Annotated in this window: 26 protein-coding genes; all 26 read right to left on the reverse strand. The window is 67.2% G+C overall.

The features are described from left to right. Positions 1–107 precede the first annotated feature (107 nt). The 26 genes from rpmJ to rplB all read right to left on the reverse strand — a co-directional run bounded on the left by rpmJ (position 108) and on the right by rplB (position 14,177). On the reverse strand, positions 108–221 hold the full coding sequence (gene rpmJ / locus RN607_RS11705; RefSeq protein WP_062200775.1) for a 50S ribosomal protein L36: 114 nt from the start codon (positions 219–221) through the stop codon (positions 108–110). A 52-nt stretch (positions 222–273) separates the two neighbouring features. Beyond that, a complete protein-coding gene (gene infA / locus RN607_RS11710; protein WP_061960952.1) occupies positions 274–495 on the reverse strand; it encodes a translation initiation factor IF-1 in 222 nt (73 codons plus the stop codon). Positions 496–595: 100 nt separating this feature from the next. Next, positions 596–1,729, reverse strand: a complete 1,134-nt coding sequence (locus RN607_RS11715; RefSeq protein ID WP_313542766.1) for a hypothetical protein — start codon at positions 1,727–1,729, stop codon at positions 596–598. Positions 1,730–1,840: 111 nt separating this feature from the next. After that, entirely contained in the window at positions 1,841–2,464 is a 624-nt protein-coding gene (locus RN607_RS11720) for a hypothetical protein (protein ID WP_313497410.1), read from the reverse strand. A gap of 116 nt (positions 2,465–2,580) precedes the next feature. Next, positions 2,581–2,886 (reverse strand): hypothetical protein, encoded by a 306-nt coding sequence (locus RN607_RS11725; protein ID WP_313497412.1) that lies wholly within the window; start codon positions 2,884–2,886, stop codon positions 2,581–2,583. Positions 2,887–2,946: 60 nt separating this feature from the next. Next, positions 2,947–3,495, reverse strand: coding sequence for a hypothetical protein (locus RN607_RS11730; RefSeq protein WP_313542768.1), 549 nt, complete (start codon positions 3,493–3,495; stop codon positions 2,947–2,949). A gap of 182 nt (positions 3,496–3,677) precedes the next feature. Then, positions 3,678–4,487, reverse strand: a complete 810-nt coding sequence (gene map, locus RN607_RS11735) for a type I methionyl aminopeptidase (RefSeq protein WP_313542770.1) — start codon at positions 4,485–4,487, stop codon at positions 3,678–3,680. 27 nt (positions 4,488–4,514) lie between these two features. Next, positions 4,515–5,081 carry an adenylate kinase gene (locus RN607_RS11740; protein WP_313497417.1) on the reverse strand — a complete coding sequence of 189 codons (567 nt, stop codon included), beginning with the start codon at positions 5,079–5,081 and terminating at the stop codon, positions 4,515–4,517. Next, positions 5,081–6,376 (reverse strand): preprotein translocase subunit SecY, encoded by a 1,296-nt coding sequence (secY, locus tag RN607_RS11745; RefSeq protein WP_313497418.1) that lies wholly within the window; start codon positions 6,374–6,376, stop codon positions 5,081–5,083. The genes RN607_RS11740 and secY overlap by 1 nt, the downstream gene beginning before the upstream one ends. Before the next feature lie 84 nt (positions 6,377–6,460). Next, positions 6,461–7,177 (reverse strand): 50S ribosomal protein L15, encoded by a 717-nt coding sequence (rplO, locus tag RN607_RS11750; protein ID WP_313542772.1) that lies wholly within the window; start codon positions 7,175–7,177, stop codon positions 6,461–6,463. Then, the gene (gene rpmD, locus RN607_RS11755; RefSeq protein ID WP_062200766.1) at positions 7,177–7,359 is read right to left on the reverse strand and encodes a 50S ribosomal protein L30; all 183 of its coding nucleotides are present in this window, start codon (positions 7,357–7,359) and stop codon (positions 7,177–7,179) included. Before rpmD ends, rplO begins: the two co-directional genes overlap by 1 nt. Then, positions 7,359–7,928: a 30S ribosomal protein S5 gene (rpsE, locus tag RN607_RS11760; protein WP_084124475.1), complete on the reverse strand. Its 570-nt coding sequence runs from the start codon at positions 7,926–7,928 to the stop codon at positions 7,359–7,361. The genes rpmD and rpsE overlap by 1 nt, the downstream gene beginning before the upstream one ends. Before the next feature lie 24 nt (positions 7,929–7,952). Then, the gene (gene rplR, locus RN607_RS11765) at positions 7,953–8,324 is read right to left on the reverse strand and encodes a 50S ribosomal protein L18 (protein WP_313497425.1); all 372 of its coding nucleotides are present in this window, start codon (positions 8,322–8,324) and stop codon (positions 7,953–7,955) included. 3 nt (positions 8,325–8,327) lie between these two features. Then, positions 8,328–8,864 carry a 50S ribosomal protein L6 gene (gene rplF, locus RN607_RS11770; RefSeq protein WP_313497427.1) on the reverse strand — a complete coding sequence of 179 codons (537 nt, stop codon included), beginning with the start codon at positions 8,862–8,864 and terminating at the stop codon, positions 8,328–8,330. A gap of 22 nt (positions 8,865–8,886) precedes the next feature. Beyond that, positions 8,887–9,285, reverse strand: coding sequence for a 30S ribosomal protein S8 (gene rpsH, locus RN607_RS11775; RefSeq protein ID WP_313497429.1), 399 nt, complete (start codon positions 9,283–9,285; stop codon positions 8,887–8,889). 58 nt (positions 9,286–9,343) lie between these two features. Then, complete coding sequence (locus RN607_RS11780; RefSeq protein ID WP_313497431.1) at positions 9,344–9,529, reverse strand: type Z 30S ribosomal protein S14; 186 nt, start codon at positions 9,527–9,529, stop codon at positions 9,344–9,346. Between the two features lie 2 nt (positions 9,530–9,531). Continuing rightward, positions 9,532–10,095, reverse strand: a complete 564-nt coding sequence (gene rplE, locus RN607_RS11785) for a 50S ribosomal protein L5 (RefSeq protein ID WP_313497432.1) — start codon at positions 10,093–10,095, stop codon at positions 9,532–9,534. Then, complete coding sequence (gene rplX / locus RN607_RS11790; RefSeq protein ID WP_313497433.1) at positions 10,095–10,433, reverse strand: 50S ribosomal protein L24; 339 nt, start codon at positions 10,431–10,433, stop codon at positions 10,095–10,097. Before rplX ends, rplE begins: the two co-directional genes overlap by 1 nt. Beyond that, positions 10,433–10,807, reverse strand: a complete 375-nt coding sequence (gene rplN, locus RN607_RS11795; protein WP_313497435.1) for a 50S ribosomal protein L14 — start codon at positions 10,805–10,807, stop codon at positions 10,433–10,435. The genes rplX and rplN overlap by 1 nt, the downstream gene beginning before the upstream one ends. A gap of 60 nt (positions 10,808–10,867) precedes the next feature. Continuing rightward, entirely contained in the window at positions 10,868–11,152 is a 285-nt protein-coding gene (gene rpsQ / locus RN607_RS11800) for a 30S ribosomal protein S17 (RefSeq protein ID WP_313497436.1), read from the reverse strand. 17 nt (positions 11,153–11,169) lie between these two features. After that, positions 11,170–11,409: a 50S ribosomal protein L29 gene (rpmC, locus tag RN607_RS11805; RefSeq protein WP_313497438.1), complete on the reverse strand. Its 240-nt coding sequence runs from the start codon at positions 11,407–11,409 to the stop codon at positions 11,170–11,172. Continuing rightward, a complete protein-coding gene (rplP, locus tag RN607_RS11810) occupies positions 11,409–11,828 on the reverse strand; it encodes a 50S ribosomal protein L16 (RefSeq protein ID WP_313497440.1) in 420 nt (139 codons plus the stop codon). Before rplP ends, rpmC begins: the two co-directional genes overlap by 1 nt. Positions 11,829–11,830: 2 nt before the next feature. Beyond that, the gene (rpsC, locus tag RN607_RS11815; protein ID WP_313497442.1) at positions 11,831–12,640 is read right to left on the reverse strand and encodes a 30S ribosomal protein S3; all 810 of its coding nucleotides are present in this window, start codon (positions 12,638–12,640) and stop codon (positions 11,831–11,833) included. Between the two features lie 4 nt (positions 12,641–12,644). Then, the gene (gene rplV, locus RN607_RS11820) at positions 12,645–13,013 is read right to left on the reverse strand and encodes a 50S ribosomal protein L22 (protein WP_313497443.1); all 369 of its coding nucleotides are present in this window, start codon (positions 13,011–13,013) and stop codon (positions 12,645–12,647) included. A gap of 31 nt (positions 13,014–13,044) precedes the next feature. After that, positions 13,045–13,323 carry a 30S ribosomal protein S19 gene (gene rpsS, locus RN607_RS11825; protein ID WP_313497445.1) on the reverse strand — a complete coding sequence of 93 codons (279 nt, stop codon included), beginning with the start codon at positions 13,321–13,323 and terminating at the stop codon, positions 13,045–13,047. Between the two features lie 14 nt (positions 13,324–13,337). Next, positions 13,338–14,177 carry a 50S ribosomal protein L2 gene (gene rplB / locus RN607_RS11830; RefSeq protein WP_313497447.1) on the reverse strand — a complete coding sequence of 280 codons (840 nt, stop codon included), beginning with the start codon at positions 14,175–14,177 and terminating at the stop codon, positions 13,338–13,340. Positions 14,178–14,195 lie beyond the last annotated feature (18 nt).

Below are 14,195 nucleotides of genomic sequence, written 5' to 3' on the forward strand. Positions count from 1 at the left end.
TAGTCGGAGGTCTGACGCTCAGGTCCCCGCTGATTGTCTGCGCGGGCCTCGGCCTCCGAGCCGAGGGTTCCGGTGTCCCGGTCCTGAACGAGGTCTACTTCTCTTGTCTAGCCCTGACGCTGCTTGTGGCGCAGGTTCTCGCAGATGACCATCACACGGCCACCCCGTCGAATGACCTTGCACTTGTCGCAGATCGGCTTGACGCTGGGCTTAACCTTCATGGTTCTTTCCTTCGCTGTCGGTCCCGGTTCCTACCGGAGCCGGCAGCGACGTTCACTTGTAGCGGTAGACGATCCGGCCGCGGGACAGGTCATACGGGCTCAGCTCCACCACCACACGATCCTCGGGGAGGATTCGGATGTAGTGCTGGCGCATCTTGCCTGAGATGTGGGCGAGGACGAGGTGACCGTTGGTCAGCTCCACACGGAACGACGCGTTCGGCAATGCCTCGACCACGGTGCCTTCGACCTCGATGACGCCGTCTTTCTTAGCCATGGACTCCGCTAACTTTGGTGGACATGAATTTTCGGGCGCACAGAAATGGCCCGACGGACGAGTATAGTCCCTCCGCGCGCGGCTCACAAGCCGCCTGGTGTCAGCGGAAGTCGTTGCGCAGGCGCTGGACCGCGAGGTCCGCGACGCGGGGGTCACGGTGGTCCGCGAGGAAGCGCACCGTCGAGGCCGGCACGCGGGCATTGCCCAGCAGCGCCGTGAGGACCTCGGTCGAATGATCGCGGCTGAGGAACACCACCACTGTCGCCGGCAGGTCCGGACGGCACGCCACGGCGGTGCGGACGGCTGCCCTGCGATGGGTGGCCAGCGCCATGAGCTGCTGACCCGAGACGTTCGGGTCAGAGGCGAGCGTCAGATCGTCCCGGGCATCGGCAGTCTCCTGGGGGGCGTACGCCCCTGCGGCACCGCGGCCAGGCATGGCAGCCGGCATGGACTGCGGGCGGATGATCTCACCACCGGAGATGAGCACCGGCTCGTGCGTGAGCACGTCCTCGGCCTGCGACGCGGTGAGCACAGCAGAGCTGGCACCGGCGGGTTCCGCGGGGCTCGCCTCGTCGGGCGCGAGAGCAGGAGTGCCCTCCTCAGGATGATCGACGAGCTCGATGTCAACGCCGAGCGGCGTACGCGACGCAGGCGCGACCTCGACGGCTGCAGCCGGTTCCGACACGAACTGGGACGGCACGGCGACAGCGGGCTCCGAGGAGGGCATGGACGCCGCTGAGGTGAACGCCTCGAACGCCTCAGCTGCGAACGGAGCCACTGCGGGTGCGGGCCGCGCGGCGGGCGTGGCAGTCGCCACCTCGCGGAGGGGCGGCTCGGCCCGAGCGGCCTCCGCAAGGGGTGCCGACGCAGTCGCAGGCGGTGCGGAAGGCGCCGCGGTCGGTGCGGAAGGCGCCGCAGGTACGGCCGATGGCGTCGCAGCTGCAGGAACCTCATCGCGGGGTGCGGGGCTGGATGCCGTCGGCGTCGATGATTGCGCGGCGGTCTGCTCCGTCACCACGGGGATCGAGGACGTCAGCGGGGTGGTCGCGCTTGCGATCAGGGCGGATGCCTGCGGGGAGACGGTCGGTATGCCTTGAGACGGCGTCGCGCCACCGAGATGGACCACTCTGAGCGCGCGAACCGCTGCCGTGTCGAGGAGCGCAGTCGCGCGCTGCGCATCGGATGCGGCGGCCGGACGCGCGAAACCGCGGAACGGCTCTCGGTTCTCGGACATCTCACGCCCCTCGGCAAAGTTCACTGCGACGTGTCCATCGGTGATCTGCACAGGTTACTGAGCGAGGGCCTCGATCCGCGACGGTATGTGAAGAATGCTACATCCGGGCACTCACGCCTGACTCGCGCGGATCACGGCACGAGCGGGCACGACGGGTCGGGGAGCGTAGGTGCGCGCGGCCTGCGGGGTAGCGGGACTCACCTCCGCCTGAGGCGGGCGCCAACGGTCCCTGAGCTCCATGGGAATGTGCTCGTCAGGGTCGGCCGCCGCGTCACGGGACGTCGGCAGCGCCGCGGCACGGCGTTCGATCGCCGCGCGCGCGATCTCGCGGATCTCGGCCCTCCGGTGACCGGCAAGCGCCCGCACCGTCGCCTCGTCGGTCGCGGGGTTGCGCAGCAGAGCCTTGAGGACCGCCTGGTCCCGGTCCCCTGCCAGCTCCGTGCTGACGGCCTGCGGGATCCGAGGGCTCGAGGCGACACCCCGTCGCACCGTCCGGTCGCCGTCGAACGCGAGTGTCGCGAGCACGCCCACGGGACAGTCCGGCCGTAACGCGATCGTCTCCCGGATCCGCGGATCGGGGTGCGAGGCGAACTGAAGCAGGCGTGCGCGCGCAAGGTCCGCCGCACCCGCTTCGAGCCATTCATGGCTAGGGCCAGCCGCACGGTCCCGGTGGTCGAGCGCTACGCCGCTGCTCACCATGAGCGCGCGGGCCCACGACCTCTCGTCATCGGCCACGATGACTCCCCTCAGCATGTCCCGCCCGGATGGGAGGGAGATGCTGAGGAGGCTAGTGAGGCAAGATGTCGATCACGTGGCCGCCGGATGGCAGACCGGTGATGGTGTGGGCTACATCACGAGGTGACGCCGAGGCGCCTGCGAGCAGCGTTGCGGACGCCGCCGCGGCGCGAGTCGGCGAGCATCTGCAGCACCGTGACGCTTGCGGAGGGGTTCTGCACCAGCGCGTCGAGCACGTCCCCATCCTTGTCCTGTGCGAGCACGAGCATGGTTGCCATCGGGCAGTCGGCGCGACCTGCGACGGCGGCGCGGACGCCGTCGTCCTTGTGCATCGCGAGCGCGACGAGGTCTGCGGGGACGGTGCTCGGGTCCTGAGCGCGTGCGAGATCCTCCGCCTTGGAGCGGGAGAACGAGAATGCCATGGGTTCTGTATTCCTTGTTCATGCGGCGTCCTGCTACCAGGCGCCGCTCTGGTGCAGTGGTCAGCCGTGAGCAGAGAACGGCAGCGTCATCGGTTCGGGCGCTGGCGGCTGAGCTGCGCCAGACTCCGAGCCGACTCGCGGCGCGGGCTCCGCCACGACCGTGTGGATGGGGACGACCTGAGCGTCGGGCGCGACCGGAGCGTCGACGGCCTCGACTGCGGCCAGCACACGCTCCAGCGTGGTGGCGGCCGCGTCGCGAACGTCGGCGCGCTTGTGGAGCGCGAGCCTCTCGAGGACAGGTAGGGGCGTGCGGGGGTTACAGGCGACCGCGAGCACGACTGCGCGATGACGGTCCTCGGAGAGATGCTCGAGGATCGTGCCACCGACGGCGGTATTCGCACCGAGCGCCGCCCGGACGTCGGCCGCGCTGTCATGCGTGAGCATCACCGACTGCCCGAGGGTCAGGTCAGAACGGCGAGCAAGCGTCTCCCGGACGACCGCGTTCTTCGATGAGCAGAGCTCGGTGACACTCTCCCGAGTGAGGGCGGGGTCGGCTGCGCGTGACACATCGTCGCTCGCCCCAGGCGCGTAGTTGAAGCCGCGTGCCATCAAGCCACCTCCCTCGAGAACCCCATGCGACGATGTGTCTCGCCAGTCGGTGGCGAGGCATCGACGCGCTGGGCACAACCGTACGTGGCACACGCTGCCGCCGCAAGGGCCCTACGACAGGTTGTGACAACCTTCGCATCCGCTCACCAGGGCTGATACCGGCCGACGCGAGCGTGCAATGGTCACGGAGCGACGGGCGTGATCCCGTGCTCGGCGAGCTCGGAGGCGCCACCGTCAGACGCCGTCAGAACCCAGATCCCGTCATCATGAACGGCGATCGAATGCTCCCAGTGCGCAGCCCGCGAGCCGTCCGCAGACACCACCGTCCAGTCGTCCTCAAGGACCGCGCTGTCCGACGTTCCGACGACGAACATGGGCTCGATGGCGACGCACATGCCAGGACGCACCTTTGCAAGGCGACCTCGGGTGCGGTAGTTCAGCACGTCGGGCGCCTGATGCATCGCGGTGCCGATCCCGTGCCCGACGTAGCCGTCGATGGGATGAAGATCCGCGGCGATCGCGACATCCTCGATCGCGGCCGCCACCTCGTCGAGCCTCCTCGCGGACGCGAGTGCCGCGATGCCCGCCCACAGTGCACGGCGGGTCGCCTCGATCAGGTCGACGTCACGCGGCTGAGCCGGCGCCCCGATCGACAGGCTGATCGCGGAGTCGCCGTGCCATCCGTCGACGACCGCACCGCAGTCGATCGACACCAGATCGCCTTCACGCAGCACGCGCGGTCCGGGGATCCCGTGCACGACCTCATCGTTGACGGAGACGCAGCTCGACGCTGGGAAACCGTGATACCCCAGGAAGTTCGACGTCGCGCCTCCCGCAGCGATCGCTGAGGCGGCCGCCGCGTCCACGTCCGCGGTCGTCGCTCCTGCCACCGCGGCGCCACGTGCAGCGGCAAGAGCCGACTCGACCACGAGTCCGGCGCGAGCCATCACGCGCATCTGCTCGCGCGTCTTGTACTCGATCCGGTCAGCCATGCGACTTCCTCGCGGGAACGCGCGAGATCAGCGAGACTCGACAGCCGCGACGATGCGGTCGGTCACCTCGGCGACCTGACCGATGCCGTCGACCTGAACCAGCAGGCCACGGCCTGCGTAGAACGCGGTGAGCGGCGCGGTCGAGGTGGCATACACCTCGAGACGCTTGCGGATCACCGGCTCGGTGTCATCCGCCCGGCCCTCGATCTCAGCGCGCTTCAGCAGGCGCTCGATGACGAGCTCCGAGTCCGCGGTGATCTCGATCGCGACGTCGAGTGCGACATCCAGCTCGACCAGCATCGAATCGAGCTCGACAGCCTGGTCAGGGTTGCGCGGATAGCCGTCCAGCAGGAAGCCGTTGACCACGTCGTCCTGGGCGAGCCGGTCACGCACCATCGCGTTAGTGATCTCGTCCGGCACCAGCGTGCCCGCGTGGGTGAACTCCTGCGCCTTGCGGCCCAGCTCCGTCTGCCCCTTGATGTTCGCCCGGAAGATGTCACCCGTCGAGATCGCCGGGATGCCCCACTGCTCGGCGAGGCGTGCCGCCTGGGTGCCCTTTCCTGCTCCGGGAGGTCCGAGGAGAACTGCTCGCATCACTTGAGGAACCCTTCGTAGTGGCGCTGCTCCAGCTGGGACTCGATCCTCTTGACGGTGTCGAGGCCGACTCCGACGAGGATCAGCACCGAGGTGCCGCCCAGCGGGATGCTCTGACTGAGCTTGAGGACCGCGAACATCACGGTCGGCACGAGCGCGACGATCGCGAGGTACAGGGAGCCGGCTGCCGTGATGCGCGACAGGACGTAGTCCAGGAAGTCTGCGGTCGGCTTGCCCGGGCGGATACCCGGGATGAAGCCGCCGTACTTCTTCATGTTGTCAGCGACCTCCTCCGGGTTGAAGGTGATCGCCGTGTAGAAGTACGCGAAGAACACGATCAGGAGGATGTAGAGCCCGATGTGCCAGGGCGAGGTGGACGACGCGATGTTGTCGCGCATCCAGACCACCCAGTTCGGCGGGTTGCTTCCCGAGAACTGCAGGATGACGGTCGGCAGCGACAGCAGCGACGCCGCGAAGATCACGGGGATCACGCCGGCCATGTTGATCTTGAGCGGGATGTACGTCGACGAACCGCCGAGCGTGCGACGACCGACCACGCGCTTCGCGTACTGGACGGGGATGCGACGCTGCGACTGCTCGACGAACACCACGCCGGCGATCACGGCGACGGTCACGAGCGAGAAGGCGAACAGGGTGCCCCAGCCTGCGGCGTAGACGATGCCGAAGACCTTGGGGAAGCCCGCCGCGATCGACGTGAAGATCAGGAGCGACATGCCGTTGCCGACGCCGCGCTCGCTGATGCGCTCGCCGAACCACATGATCAGGACGGTGCCCGCGGTCATGGTGATGATCATGATCGCGATACGGAGCCACGAGTCGTCGGGCACGATGTCGTACGAGCAACCGGGGAAGAACTGCCCGGTGCGCGCCAGGGTCACGTAGGACGCTGACTGCAGGACCGCGAAACCGATGGTGATGTAACGGGTGTACTGGGTCAGCTTCGCCTGCCCCTCCGCGCCTTCGCGGTACAGGGTCTCGAAGCGAGGGATCAGCACGCGCAGGAGCTGCACGATGATCGACGCGGTGATGTACGGCATGATGCCGAGCGCGAAGATCGAGAGGTGCTGCAGCGCGCCGCCAGTGAACAGGTTCAGGATCGCGAACGCGCCGGTGGTGCCGCCGGTGACGGTCAGGCACTGCTGCACGGCGTTGTAGTCGATGCCCGGGGTGGGCACCGCGACGCCAAGCCGGTATACGGCGATGATGCCGAGGGTGAAAAGAAGCTTCTTGCGCAGGTCTGGCGTGCGGAACGCACTCATGAAGCCGGACAGCATATGTCCTCCGTTGGTGGCGTCAGATGCAAGGGGTCAGGGCACGGAGCGGGCCCGCTCGCATGTGGAGCGGGCCCGACACCGATGTTAACCCTGGGCGACCGAGCCGCCGGCGGCCTCGATCTTGGCCTTCGCGGACTCGGAGACCTTGTCCGCGTCGACCAGCGTCACCTTGACGGCGATGTCGCCGTTGCCCAGCACCTTCACGGGCTGGTTCTTGCGCACAGCGCCCTTCGAGACGAGCTCGGCCTTGGTGACCTCGCCGCCCTTCGGGAACAGCTCCGCGATCTGCGACACGTTCACGACCTGGTACGTGATCTTGAACGGGCTCTTGAAGCCACGCAGCTTGGGGATGCGCATGTGCAGCGGCGTCTGGCCACCCTCGAACGCAGCCGACACCTGGTAGCGCGCGCCGGTGCCCTTGGTGCCACGGCCCGCGGTCTTGCCCTTGGAGCCCTCACCGCGACCCACGCGGGTCTTCTTGGTGTGGGCGCCATCGGCGGGACGCAGGTGGTGCATCTTCAGCGTCGAGACCTTGGCCGCAGGGGCCTCGGCCGCGTCGGCCTTCGCAGCTGCGGTCTTGGCAGCGGCCTTGGGAGCCTCCGCCTTCTCCGCGGCAGGCTTCTTGGCGGCAGCGGTCTTGGCAGCCGGCTTCTTGTCGGCGGCCGTCGACTTCGCAGCTGCGGTCTTGGCAGCGGCCTTGGGAGCCTCCGCCTTCTCCGCGGCAGGCTTCTTGGCGGCCGGCTTCTTGGCGGCCGGCTTCTTGGCGGGAGCCTTCTTGGGCTCCGTCGTCTCGTCAGCCATCACTCAACCTCCTCGACGGAGACCAGGTGGTCCACCGCCTTGACCATCCCGCGGATCTCGGGACGGTCCTCCTTCACGACGATGTCGCCGATGCGCTTGAGACCGAGCGAACGCATGGTCTCACGGTGCTGCGGCTTCGTACCGATCGTGGACTTCTTCTGAACGACCTTCAGGCGTGCCATCAGTGCGCCACCCCCGCTGCCTGGGCGCGGAGCATCGCGGCCGGGGCCACGTCCTCCACGGACTTGCCGCGACGAGCCGCAACGGCCTCGGGGCGCTCGAGGCGCTTGAGGGCATCGACGGTCGCGTGGACGATGTTGATGGCGTTCGACGAGCCGAGCGACTTGCTCAGCACATCGTGGATGCCAGCGCACTCGAGGACCGCGCGCACCGGACCACCGGCGATCACACCGGTACCCGGCGACGCGGGACGAAGGAACACGACGCCTGCTGCGGCCTCACCCTGCACGACGTGCGGGATCGTCCCCTGGATACGAGGCACGCGGAAGAAGTTGCGCTTCGCCTCCTCGACACCCTTGGAGATCGCAGCGGGCACCTCCTTCGCCTTGCCGTAGCCGATGCCGACGTTGCCCTCGCCATCGCCCACCACCACGAGAGCGGTGAAGCTGAAGCGACGGCCGCCCTTGACGACCTTGGACACGCGGTTGATGGTGACGACGCGCTCGAGGAACTTGTTGTCCGGCTCGCTGTCGCGGCGGTTGCTGCGACGGCCGTTGTTGTTCTCAGCCATATCTCTTTCCTAACCGGTCCGGGCCTAGAGGGCCAGGCCGCCCTCTCGGGCGCCGTCGGCCACCGCAGCCACACGGCCGTGGTACTTGTTGCCGCCACGGTCGAACACGACGGAGTCGATGCCAGCAGCCTTCGCACGCTCGGCGACGAGCGAGCCCACCTTGGTGGCCTTGGCCGTCTTGTCGCCATCCAGCGCACGGACGTCGGCCTCGAGGGTCGAGGCGGACACGAGGGTCTTGCCCACCGTGTCGTCCACGATCTGCGCGACCATGTGGCGGCTCGAGCGGGTCACGACCAGACGCGGACGCGTCGTGGTGCCCGAGATCTTCTTGCGCAGGCGGAAGTGACGACGCTTGCGCGAGATCGCCTTGCCCTTGCCCTTGACAGTGATACCCATGGCTTACTTACCCGTCTTTCCGGCCTTGCGACGGACCTGCTCACCCGCGTAACGCACACCCTTGCCCTTGTACGGCTCGGGCTTGCGGATCTTGCGGATGTTCGCGGCGACCTCGCCGACCTGCTGCTTGCTGATGCCCGAGACCGAGAACTTGGTCGGGGACTCCACGGCGAACGTGATGCCCTCCGGCGGGTTCACGACGACGGGGTGCGAGAAGCCCAGGGCGAACTCGAGGTCCGAGCCCTTGAGCGCGACACGGTAACCCGTGCCGACGATCTCGAGCTTCTTCTCGTAGCCCTCGGTGACGCCCTGCACCATGTTGGCGATGAGCGTGCGGGTGAGGCCGTGCAGCGACTTCGAGATGCGCTCGTCGTCGGGACGCTTGACCTCGATGCCGTCGGCACCCTGCTCAGCGGTGATGGGCTCGGCGACCGTGTGGGTCAGGGTGCCCTTGGGCCCCTTGACCGTGACGACGGCGCCGTCGATGGTGACATCCACTCCGGCGGGAACCGGAACGGGGTACTTGCCGATACGCGACATAGTTCTGCGTTCTCCTTTCCGGTTACCAGACGTAGGCGACGACCTCGCCGCCGACGCCCTTCTTCTCGGCCTCGCGGTCGGTCAGCAGACCCGAGGAGGTGGACAGGATGGCGACGCCGAGTCCGCCGAGAACCTTCGGCAGGTTGGTGGACTTCGCGTACACGCGCAGGCCCGGCTTCGAGATGCGGCGGACACCGGCGAGCGCACGCTCGCGGCTGTTGCCGTACTTCAGGGTGAGGGTCAGGGTCTTGCCGACCTCGGCGTCCTCGACGCTCGAGCCGGCGATGTAGCCCTCGGACTCGAGGATCTTGGCGATGTTCGCCTTGAGCTTCGAGTGCGGCATCGACACGGTCTCGTGGTAGGCCGCGTTCGCATTGCGCAGACGCGTCAGCATGTCTGCGATGGGGTCAGTCATCGTCATGAGTGAATCACTCTTCCTCGCCGTGGTTTCCGTCGTGGACGGACCTGCGACGTAGTAGTTACCAGCTGCTCTTGGTGATACCCGGCAGCTCGCCCGCGTGCGCCATCTCACGGAAGCACACGCGGCACAGGCCGAACTTGCGGTACACCGAGTGCGGACGTCCGCACTTCTGGCACCGGGTGTAGGAGCGGACGGCGAACTTCTGCTTGCCAGCCGCCTTGTTCTTCAGCGCGGTCTTCGCCATGCTTACTTCTCCTTGAACGGGAAGCCCAGCTGCTTCAGCAGCGAGCGGCCCTCGGCGTCGTTCGTCGCGGTGGTCACCACGGTGATGTCCATGCCGCGCACGCGGTCGATCTTGTCCTGGTCGATCTCGTGGAACATCGACTGCTCGTTGAGACCGAAGGTGTAGTTGCCGTTGCCGTCGAACTGCTTGGGCGAGAGCCCGCGGAAGTCGCGGATACGCGGAAGCGCGATCGAGAGCAGGCGGTCAAGGAACTCCCACATGCGGTCGCCGCGCAGCGTGACGTGCGCGCCGATCGGCTGACCCTCACGCAGCTTGAACTGCGCGATGGACTTGCGGGCCTTGGTGACCTGCGGCTTCTGACCGGTGATCGCGGTGAGGTCGGCGATGGCGCCCTCGATGAGCTTCGAGTCCTTGGCGGCGTCGCCCACACCCATGTTGACCACGATCTTGGTCAGGCCGGGGACCTGGTTGATGTTCTCGTAGCCGAACTCCTCGCGGAGCGCCGCGACGATGTCGCCACGATACTTCTCCTTGAGACGCGGCAGCGTGCTGGTGGTGGTGGCCATCAGACGTCCTTCCCCGAGCGCTTGGCGACACGCACGCGCACCTGGCGCTTGCGACCGTCACGCTCGACCTCTTCCGTGCGGAAGCCCACACGGGTGCCCTTCTTGGTCTCCGGGTCCACGAGCATCACGTTGGAGATGTGGATCGGCGCCTCGACGGTCACGAGGCCACCCTGCTGGTTGTCGCGACGCGTACCAGGCTTGATGTGCTTGGTGACGCGCTGGACACCCTCGACGACCACGCGGTCGGTCTCGGTGAGGACCTCGAGCACGCGGCCCTGCTGGCCACGGTCGCGTCCGGCGATGACGACCACGAGGTCGCCCTTCTTGATCTTCGCCATCAGATGACCTCCGGTGCCAGCGAGATGATCTTCATGAACTTCTTGTCACGCAGCTCGCGACCGACCGGCCCGAAGATACGGGTACCGCGAGGGTCCGTGCTGTCGTTGCCCTTGAGGATCACAGCAGCGTTCTCGTCGAACTTGATGTACGAGCCGTCGGGCCGGCGGCGCTCCTTGGTGGTGCGCACGACGACCGCCTTGACGACGTCGCCCTTCTTCACATTTCCGCCGGGGATCGCGTCCTTGACGGTGGCGACGATGACGTCACCGATGCCGGCGTAGCGACGGTGGGAGCCACCGAGCACACGGATGCAGAGGACTTCCTTCGCACCCGTGTTGTCGGCGACTCGCAGTCGCGACTCCTGCTGAATCATGTCTGTCTCCTGTCGTCTGGTTCTCGCGGCGGTTCACGCCACGAGCCTGGTCGAACCTAGTTACTTGGCCTTCTCGACGATCTCGACCAGGCGCCACCGCTTGGAAGCGGAAAGCGGGCGGGTCTCCATCACGACGACGAGGTCGCCGATGCCGGCGGTGTTGGCCTCATCGTGGGCCTTGATCTTGCTGCTGCGACGCATCACCTTGCCGTAGAGGGGGTGCTTGACGCGGTCCTCCACCTCGACGGTGATCGTCTTGTCCATCTTGTCGGACACCACATAGCCGCGGCGCGTCTTGCGGTTCGCGCGGTGGCTCTCGGTGGCAGTCGTGTGCTTGGTCGACATTGTCTCTTACCTTCGCCTTACTGCTTCGCCGTCGGGGCGGTGCGGATACCGAGCTCGCGCTCGCGCAGGATGGTGTAGATGCGGGCGATGTCGCGCTTGACGGCCTTGAGGCGGCCGTGGTTCTCGAGCTGACCCGTGGCCGACTGGAAGCGCAGGTTGAAGAGCTCGGCCTTGGCCTTCTTCAGCTCCTCGACGAGGCGCTCGTCCTCCATGGCGTCCAGCTCGGTGGGCTGGAGGCCCTTGGTACCGATAGCCATCAGATGTCACCACCCTCACGGGAAACGAAACGGGTCTTCATCGGCAGCTTGTGCTGCGCACGACGCATGGCCTCACGGGCCAGCTCCTCCGGGACACCGGCGAGCTCGAACATCACACGGCCCGGCTTCACGTTGGCGACCCACCACTCCGGCGAACCCTTACCGGAACCCATACGGACCTCGGCAGGCTTCTTGGTCAGCGGACGGTCCGGGTAGATGTTGATCCACACCTTTCCGCCACGCTTGATGTGACGGGTCATCGCGATACGGGCCGCCTCGATCTGGCGGTTGGTGACGTAGGCGGGCTCAAGAGCCTGGATGCCGAAGTCGCCGAACGACACCTCGGTGCCGCCCGTCGCAGCGCCCGAACGACCCGGGTGGTGCTGCTTGCGGTACTTGACTCGACGAGGGATGAGCATGTCTAGCCTTCCTTCCCAGCGTCGGCCGCAGGGGCCTCGGCGGGCGCGTCGGCCTTCGGGGCGTCAGAGCGCGGAGCCGAGTCACGGCGCGGGCCGCGGTCGCCGCGGCCACCGCGGTCGCCACGACCGCGCTGGGGACGCGGGGCCTTCGCCTGCTCGGCAGCCCACTCCTTCTCGGTCATGTCGCCCTTGTAGATCCACACCTTCACGCCGATCTGACCGAACGTGGTGCGGGCCTCGAAGAAGCCGTAGTCGATGTTGGCGCGGAGCGTGTGCAGCGGCACACGACCCTCGCGGTAGAACTCCGAGCGCGACATCTCGGCGCCGCCGAGGCGACCCGAGCACTGCACGCGGACACCCTTGGCGCCAGCGCGGAGCGCCGACTGGATGCCCTTGCGCATGGCGCGACGGAACGAGACGCGGGACGCGAGCTGCTCGGCGATGCCCTGGGCGACGAGCTGAGCGTCGACCTCGGCGTTCTTGACCTCGAGGATGTTGAGCTGAACCTGCTTGCCGGTCAGCTTCTCGAGGTTGGCGCGCAGCTTGTCGGCCTCCGCACCGCGGCGACCGATGACGATGCCCGGACGTGCGGTGTGCAGGTCCACGCGGACACGGCCGCCCGTGCGCTCGATCTCCACCTTGGAGACACCGGCGCGCTCGAGGCCCTGCGACATGAGCTTGCGGATCTTGACGTCCTCGGCCACGTAGTCGCGGTAGCGCTCGCCCGGCTTGGTCGAGTCGGCGAACCAGCGCGAACGGTGGTCGGTGGTGATACCCAGGCGGTAGCCGTGGGGGTTGACCTTCTGGCCCATCGGGTTACACCCCTTCCTTGACGGCGACCGGGGTCGCGACGGTCACGGTGATGTGGCACGAGCGCTTCAGGATCTGGTTGGCACGACCCTGGGCGCGCGGCTGGATGCGCTTCATGGTCGGACCCTCGTCCACGAAGATCTCCTTGATGACGAGCTCGCGCTCATCGAAGCGCTCGCCGGCCTGGTCGGCCTTCACACGAGCGTTCGCGATCGCGGACTCGATGAGCTTGCGCACGTCGGGCGCCACGGCCTGAGGCTGGAACTTCAGCGAGGCTGCTGCCTCGACGGCGTTCTGACCACGGACGAGGTTCACGACGCGGCGAGCCTTCTGGGCGGTCACGCGGAGGTACCGCGTCTGCGCCTTGGCTTCCATCTCTAACTCCTCTTACCTACGCTCGGGCGCCTTAGCGGCGGCCCTTGCGGTCGTCCTTCACGTGGCCCTTGAACGTGCGCGTCGGGGCGAACTCGCCCAGCTTGTGACCGACCATCGCCTCGGTGACGAACACCGGGACGTGCTTGCGGCCGTCGTGCACGGCAAAGGTGTGACCCAGGAAGTCCGGCGTGATGACGCTGCGGCGCGACCAGGTCTTGATGACGTTCTTGGTGCCCGCCTCGTTCTGCGAGTCCACCTTCTTCTGAAGGTGGTCGTCGACGAAGGGGCCCTTCTTCAAACTGCGAGGCATGTCTCAGGTGCTCCTTAACGCTTGTTCTTGCCAGTCTTGCGGCGACGAACAATGAGCTTGTCGCTTTCCTTGTTTGCCTTGCGGGTCCGGCCCTCGGGCTTGCCCCACGGCGAGACAGGGTGACGACCACCAGAGGTCTTGCCCTCACCACCACCGTGCGGGTGGTCGACCGGGTTCATGACGACACCGCGGACGGTCGGGCGCTTGCCCTTCCAGCGCATGCGGCCGGCCTTGCCCCAGTTGATGTTCGACTGCTCGGCGTTGCCGACCTCGCCGATCGTCGCGCGGCAGCGCGCGTCGACGTTGCGGATCTCGCCGGACGGCATGCGCAGCTGGGCGTACGGGCCGTCCTTCGCGACGAGCTGGACCGAGGCACCGGCGGAACGCGCGATCTTGGCGCCGCCACCGGGCTTGAGCTCGATCGCGTGGATGACCGTACCGGTGGGGATGTTCCGCAGCGGCAGGTTGTTGCCGGGCTTGATGTCAGCCGTGGCACCGGCCTCGATCGGGTCGCCCTGCTTCAGCTTGTCCGGCGCGATGATGTAGCGCTTCTCGCCGTCCGCGTAGTGCAGCAGCGCGATGCGAGCCGTGCGGTTGGGGTCGTACTCGATGTGAGCGACGGTGGCGGGAACGCCGTCCTTGTCGTGGCGACGGAAGTCGATCACGCGGTAGGCACGCTTGTGGCCACCACCCTGGTGACGGGTGGTGATACGGCCCGTGTTGTTGCGGCCGCCCTTCTTGTGAAGCGGGCGGACCAGCGACTTCTCGGGCTCCGAACGGGTCACCTCGACGAAGTCGGCGACAGAGGAGCCGCGGCGTCCCGGCGTCGTCGGCTTGTACTTGCGAATAGCCATGGGTTCGAGTCCTGTTCC

The organism is Demequina capsici, from assembly GCF_032102965.1.
GTDB lineage: Bacteria > Actinomycetota > Actinomycetes > Actinomycetales > Demequinaceae > Demequina > Demequina capsici.

Bases quoted from the DNA above. Each gene is read 5' to 3' on its own strand.
- rpmJ (WP_062200775.1), bottom strand. From the start codon at position 221: ATGAAGGTTAAGCCCAGCGTCAAGCCGATCTGCGACAAGTGCAAGGTC.
- infA (WP_061960952.1), bottom strand. From the start codon at position 495: ATGGCTAAGAAAGACGGCGTCATCGAGGTCGAAGGCACCGTGGTCGAG.
- RN607_RS11715 (WP_313542766.1), bottom strand. From the start codon at position 1,729: ATGTCCGAGAACCGAGAGCCGTTCCGCGGTTTCGCGCGTCCGGCCGCC.
- RN607_RS11725 (WP_313497412.1), bottom strand. From the start codon at position 2,886: ATGGCATTCTCGTTCTCCCGCTCCAAGGCGGAGGATCTCGCACGCGCT.
- RN607_RS11730 (WP_313542768.1), bottom strand. From the start codon at position 3,495: ATGGCACGCGGCTTCAACTACGCGCCTGGGGCGAGCGACGATGTGTCA.
- map (WP_313542770.1), bottom strand. From the start codon at position 4,487: ATGGCTGACCGGATCGAGTACAAGACGCGCGAGCAGATGCGCGTGATG.
- RN607_RS11740 (WP_313497417.1), bottom strand. From the start codon at position 5,081: ATGCGAGCAGTTCTCCTCGGACCTCCCGGAGCAGGAAAGGGCACCCAG.
- secY (WP_313497418.1), bottom strand. From the start codon at position 6,376: ATGCTGTCCGGCTTCATGAGTGCGTTCCGCACGCCAGACCTGCGCAAG.
- rplO (WP_313542772.1), bottom strand. From the start codon at position 7,177: ATGGCTGACGAGACGACGGAGCCCAAGAAGGCTCCCGCCAAGAAGCCG.
- rpmD (WP_062200766.1), bottom strand. From the start codon at position 7,359: ATGGCACGCCTGAAGGTCGTTCAGAAGAAGTCCACGATCGGTACGAAG.
- rpsE (WP_084124475.1), bottom strand. From the start codon at position 7,928: ATGGCTGAGAACAACAACGGCCGTCGCAGCAACCGCCGCGACAGCGAG.
- rplR (WP_313497425.1), bottom strand. From the start codon at position 8,324: ATGGGTATCACTGTCAAGGGCAAGGGCAAGGCGATCTCGCGCAAGCGT.
- rplF (WP_313497427.1), bottom strand. From the start codon at position 8,864: ATGTCGCGTATCGGCAAGTACCCCGTTCCGGTTCCCGCCGGAGTGGAT.
- rpsH (WP_313497429.1), bottom strand. From the start codon at position 9,285: ATGACGATGACTGACCCCATCGCAGACATGCTGACGCGTCTGCGCAAT.
- RN607_RS11780 (WP_313497431.1), bottom strand. From the start codon at position 9,529: ATGGCGAAGACCGCGCTGAAGAACAAGGCGGCTGGCAAGCAGAAGTTC.
- rplE (WP_313497432.1), bottom strand. From the start codon at position 10,095: ATGGCCACCACCACCAGCACGCTGCCGCGTCTCAAGGAGAAGTATCGT.
- rplX (WP_313497433.1), bottom strand. From the start codon at position 10,433: ATGGCGAAGATCAAGAAGGGCGACCTCGTGGTCGTCATCGCCGGACGC.
- rplN (WP_313497435.1), bottom strand. From the start codon at position 10,807: ATGATTCAGCAGGAGTCGCGACTGCGAGTCGCCGACAACACGGGTGCG.
- rpsQ (WP_313497436.1), bottom strand. From the start codon at position 11,152: ATGTCGACCAAGCACACGACTGCCACCGAGAGCCACCGCGCGAACCGC.
- rpmC (WP_313497438.1), bottom strand. From the start codon at position 11,409: ATGGCTATCGGTACCAAGGGCCTCCAGCCCACCGAGCTGGACGCCATG.
- rplP (WP_313497440.1), bottom strand. From the start codon at position 11,828: ATGCTCATCCCTCGTCGAGTCAAGTACCGCAAGCAGCACCACCCGGGT.
- rpsC (WP_313497442.1), bottom strand. From the start codon at position 12,640: ATGGGCCAGAAGGTCAACCCCCACGGCTACCGCCTGGGTATCACCACC.
- rplV (WP_313497443.1), bottom strand. From the start codon at position 13,013: ATGGAAGCCAAGGCGCAGACGCGGTACCTCCGCGTGACCGCCCAGAAG.
- rpsS (WP_313497445.1), bottom strand. From the start codon at position 13,323: ATGCCTCGCAGTTTGAAGAAGGGCCCCTTCGTCGACGACCACCTTCAG.
- rplB (WP_313497447.1), bottom strand. From the start codon at position 14,177: ATGGCTATTCGCAAGTACAAGCCGACGACGCCGGGACGCCGCGGCTCC.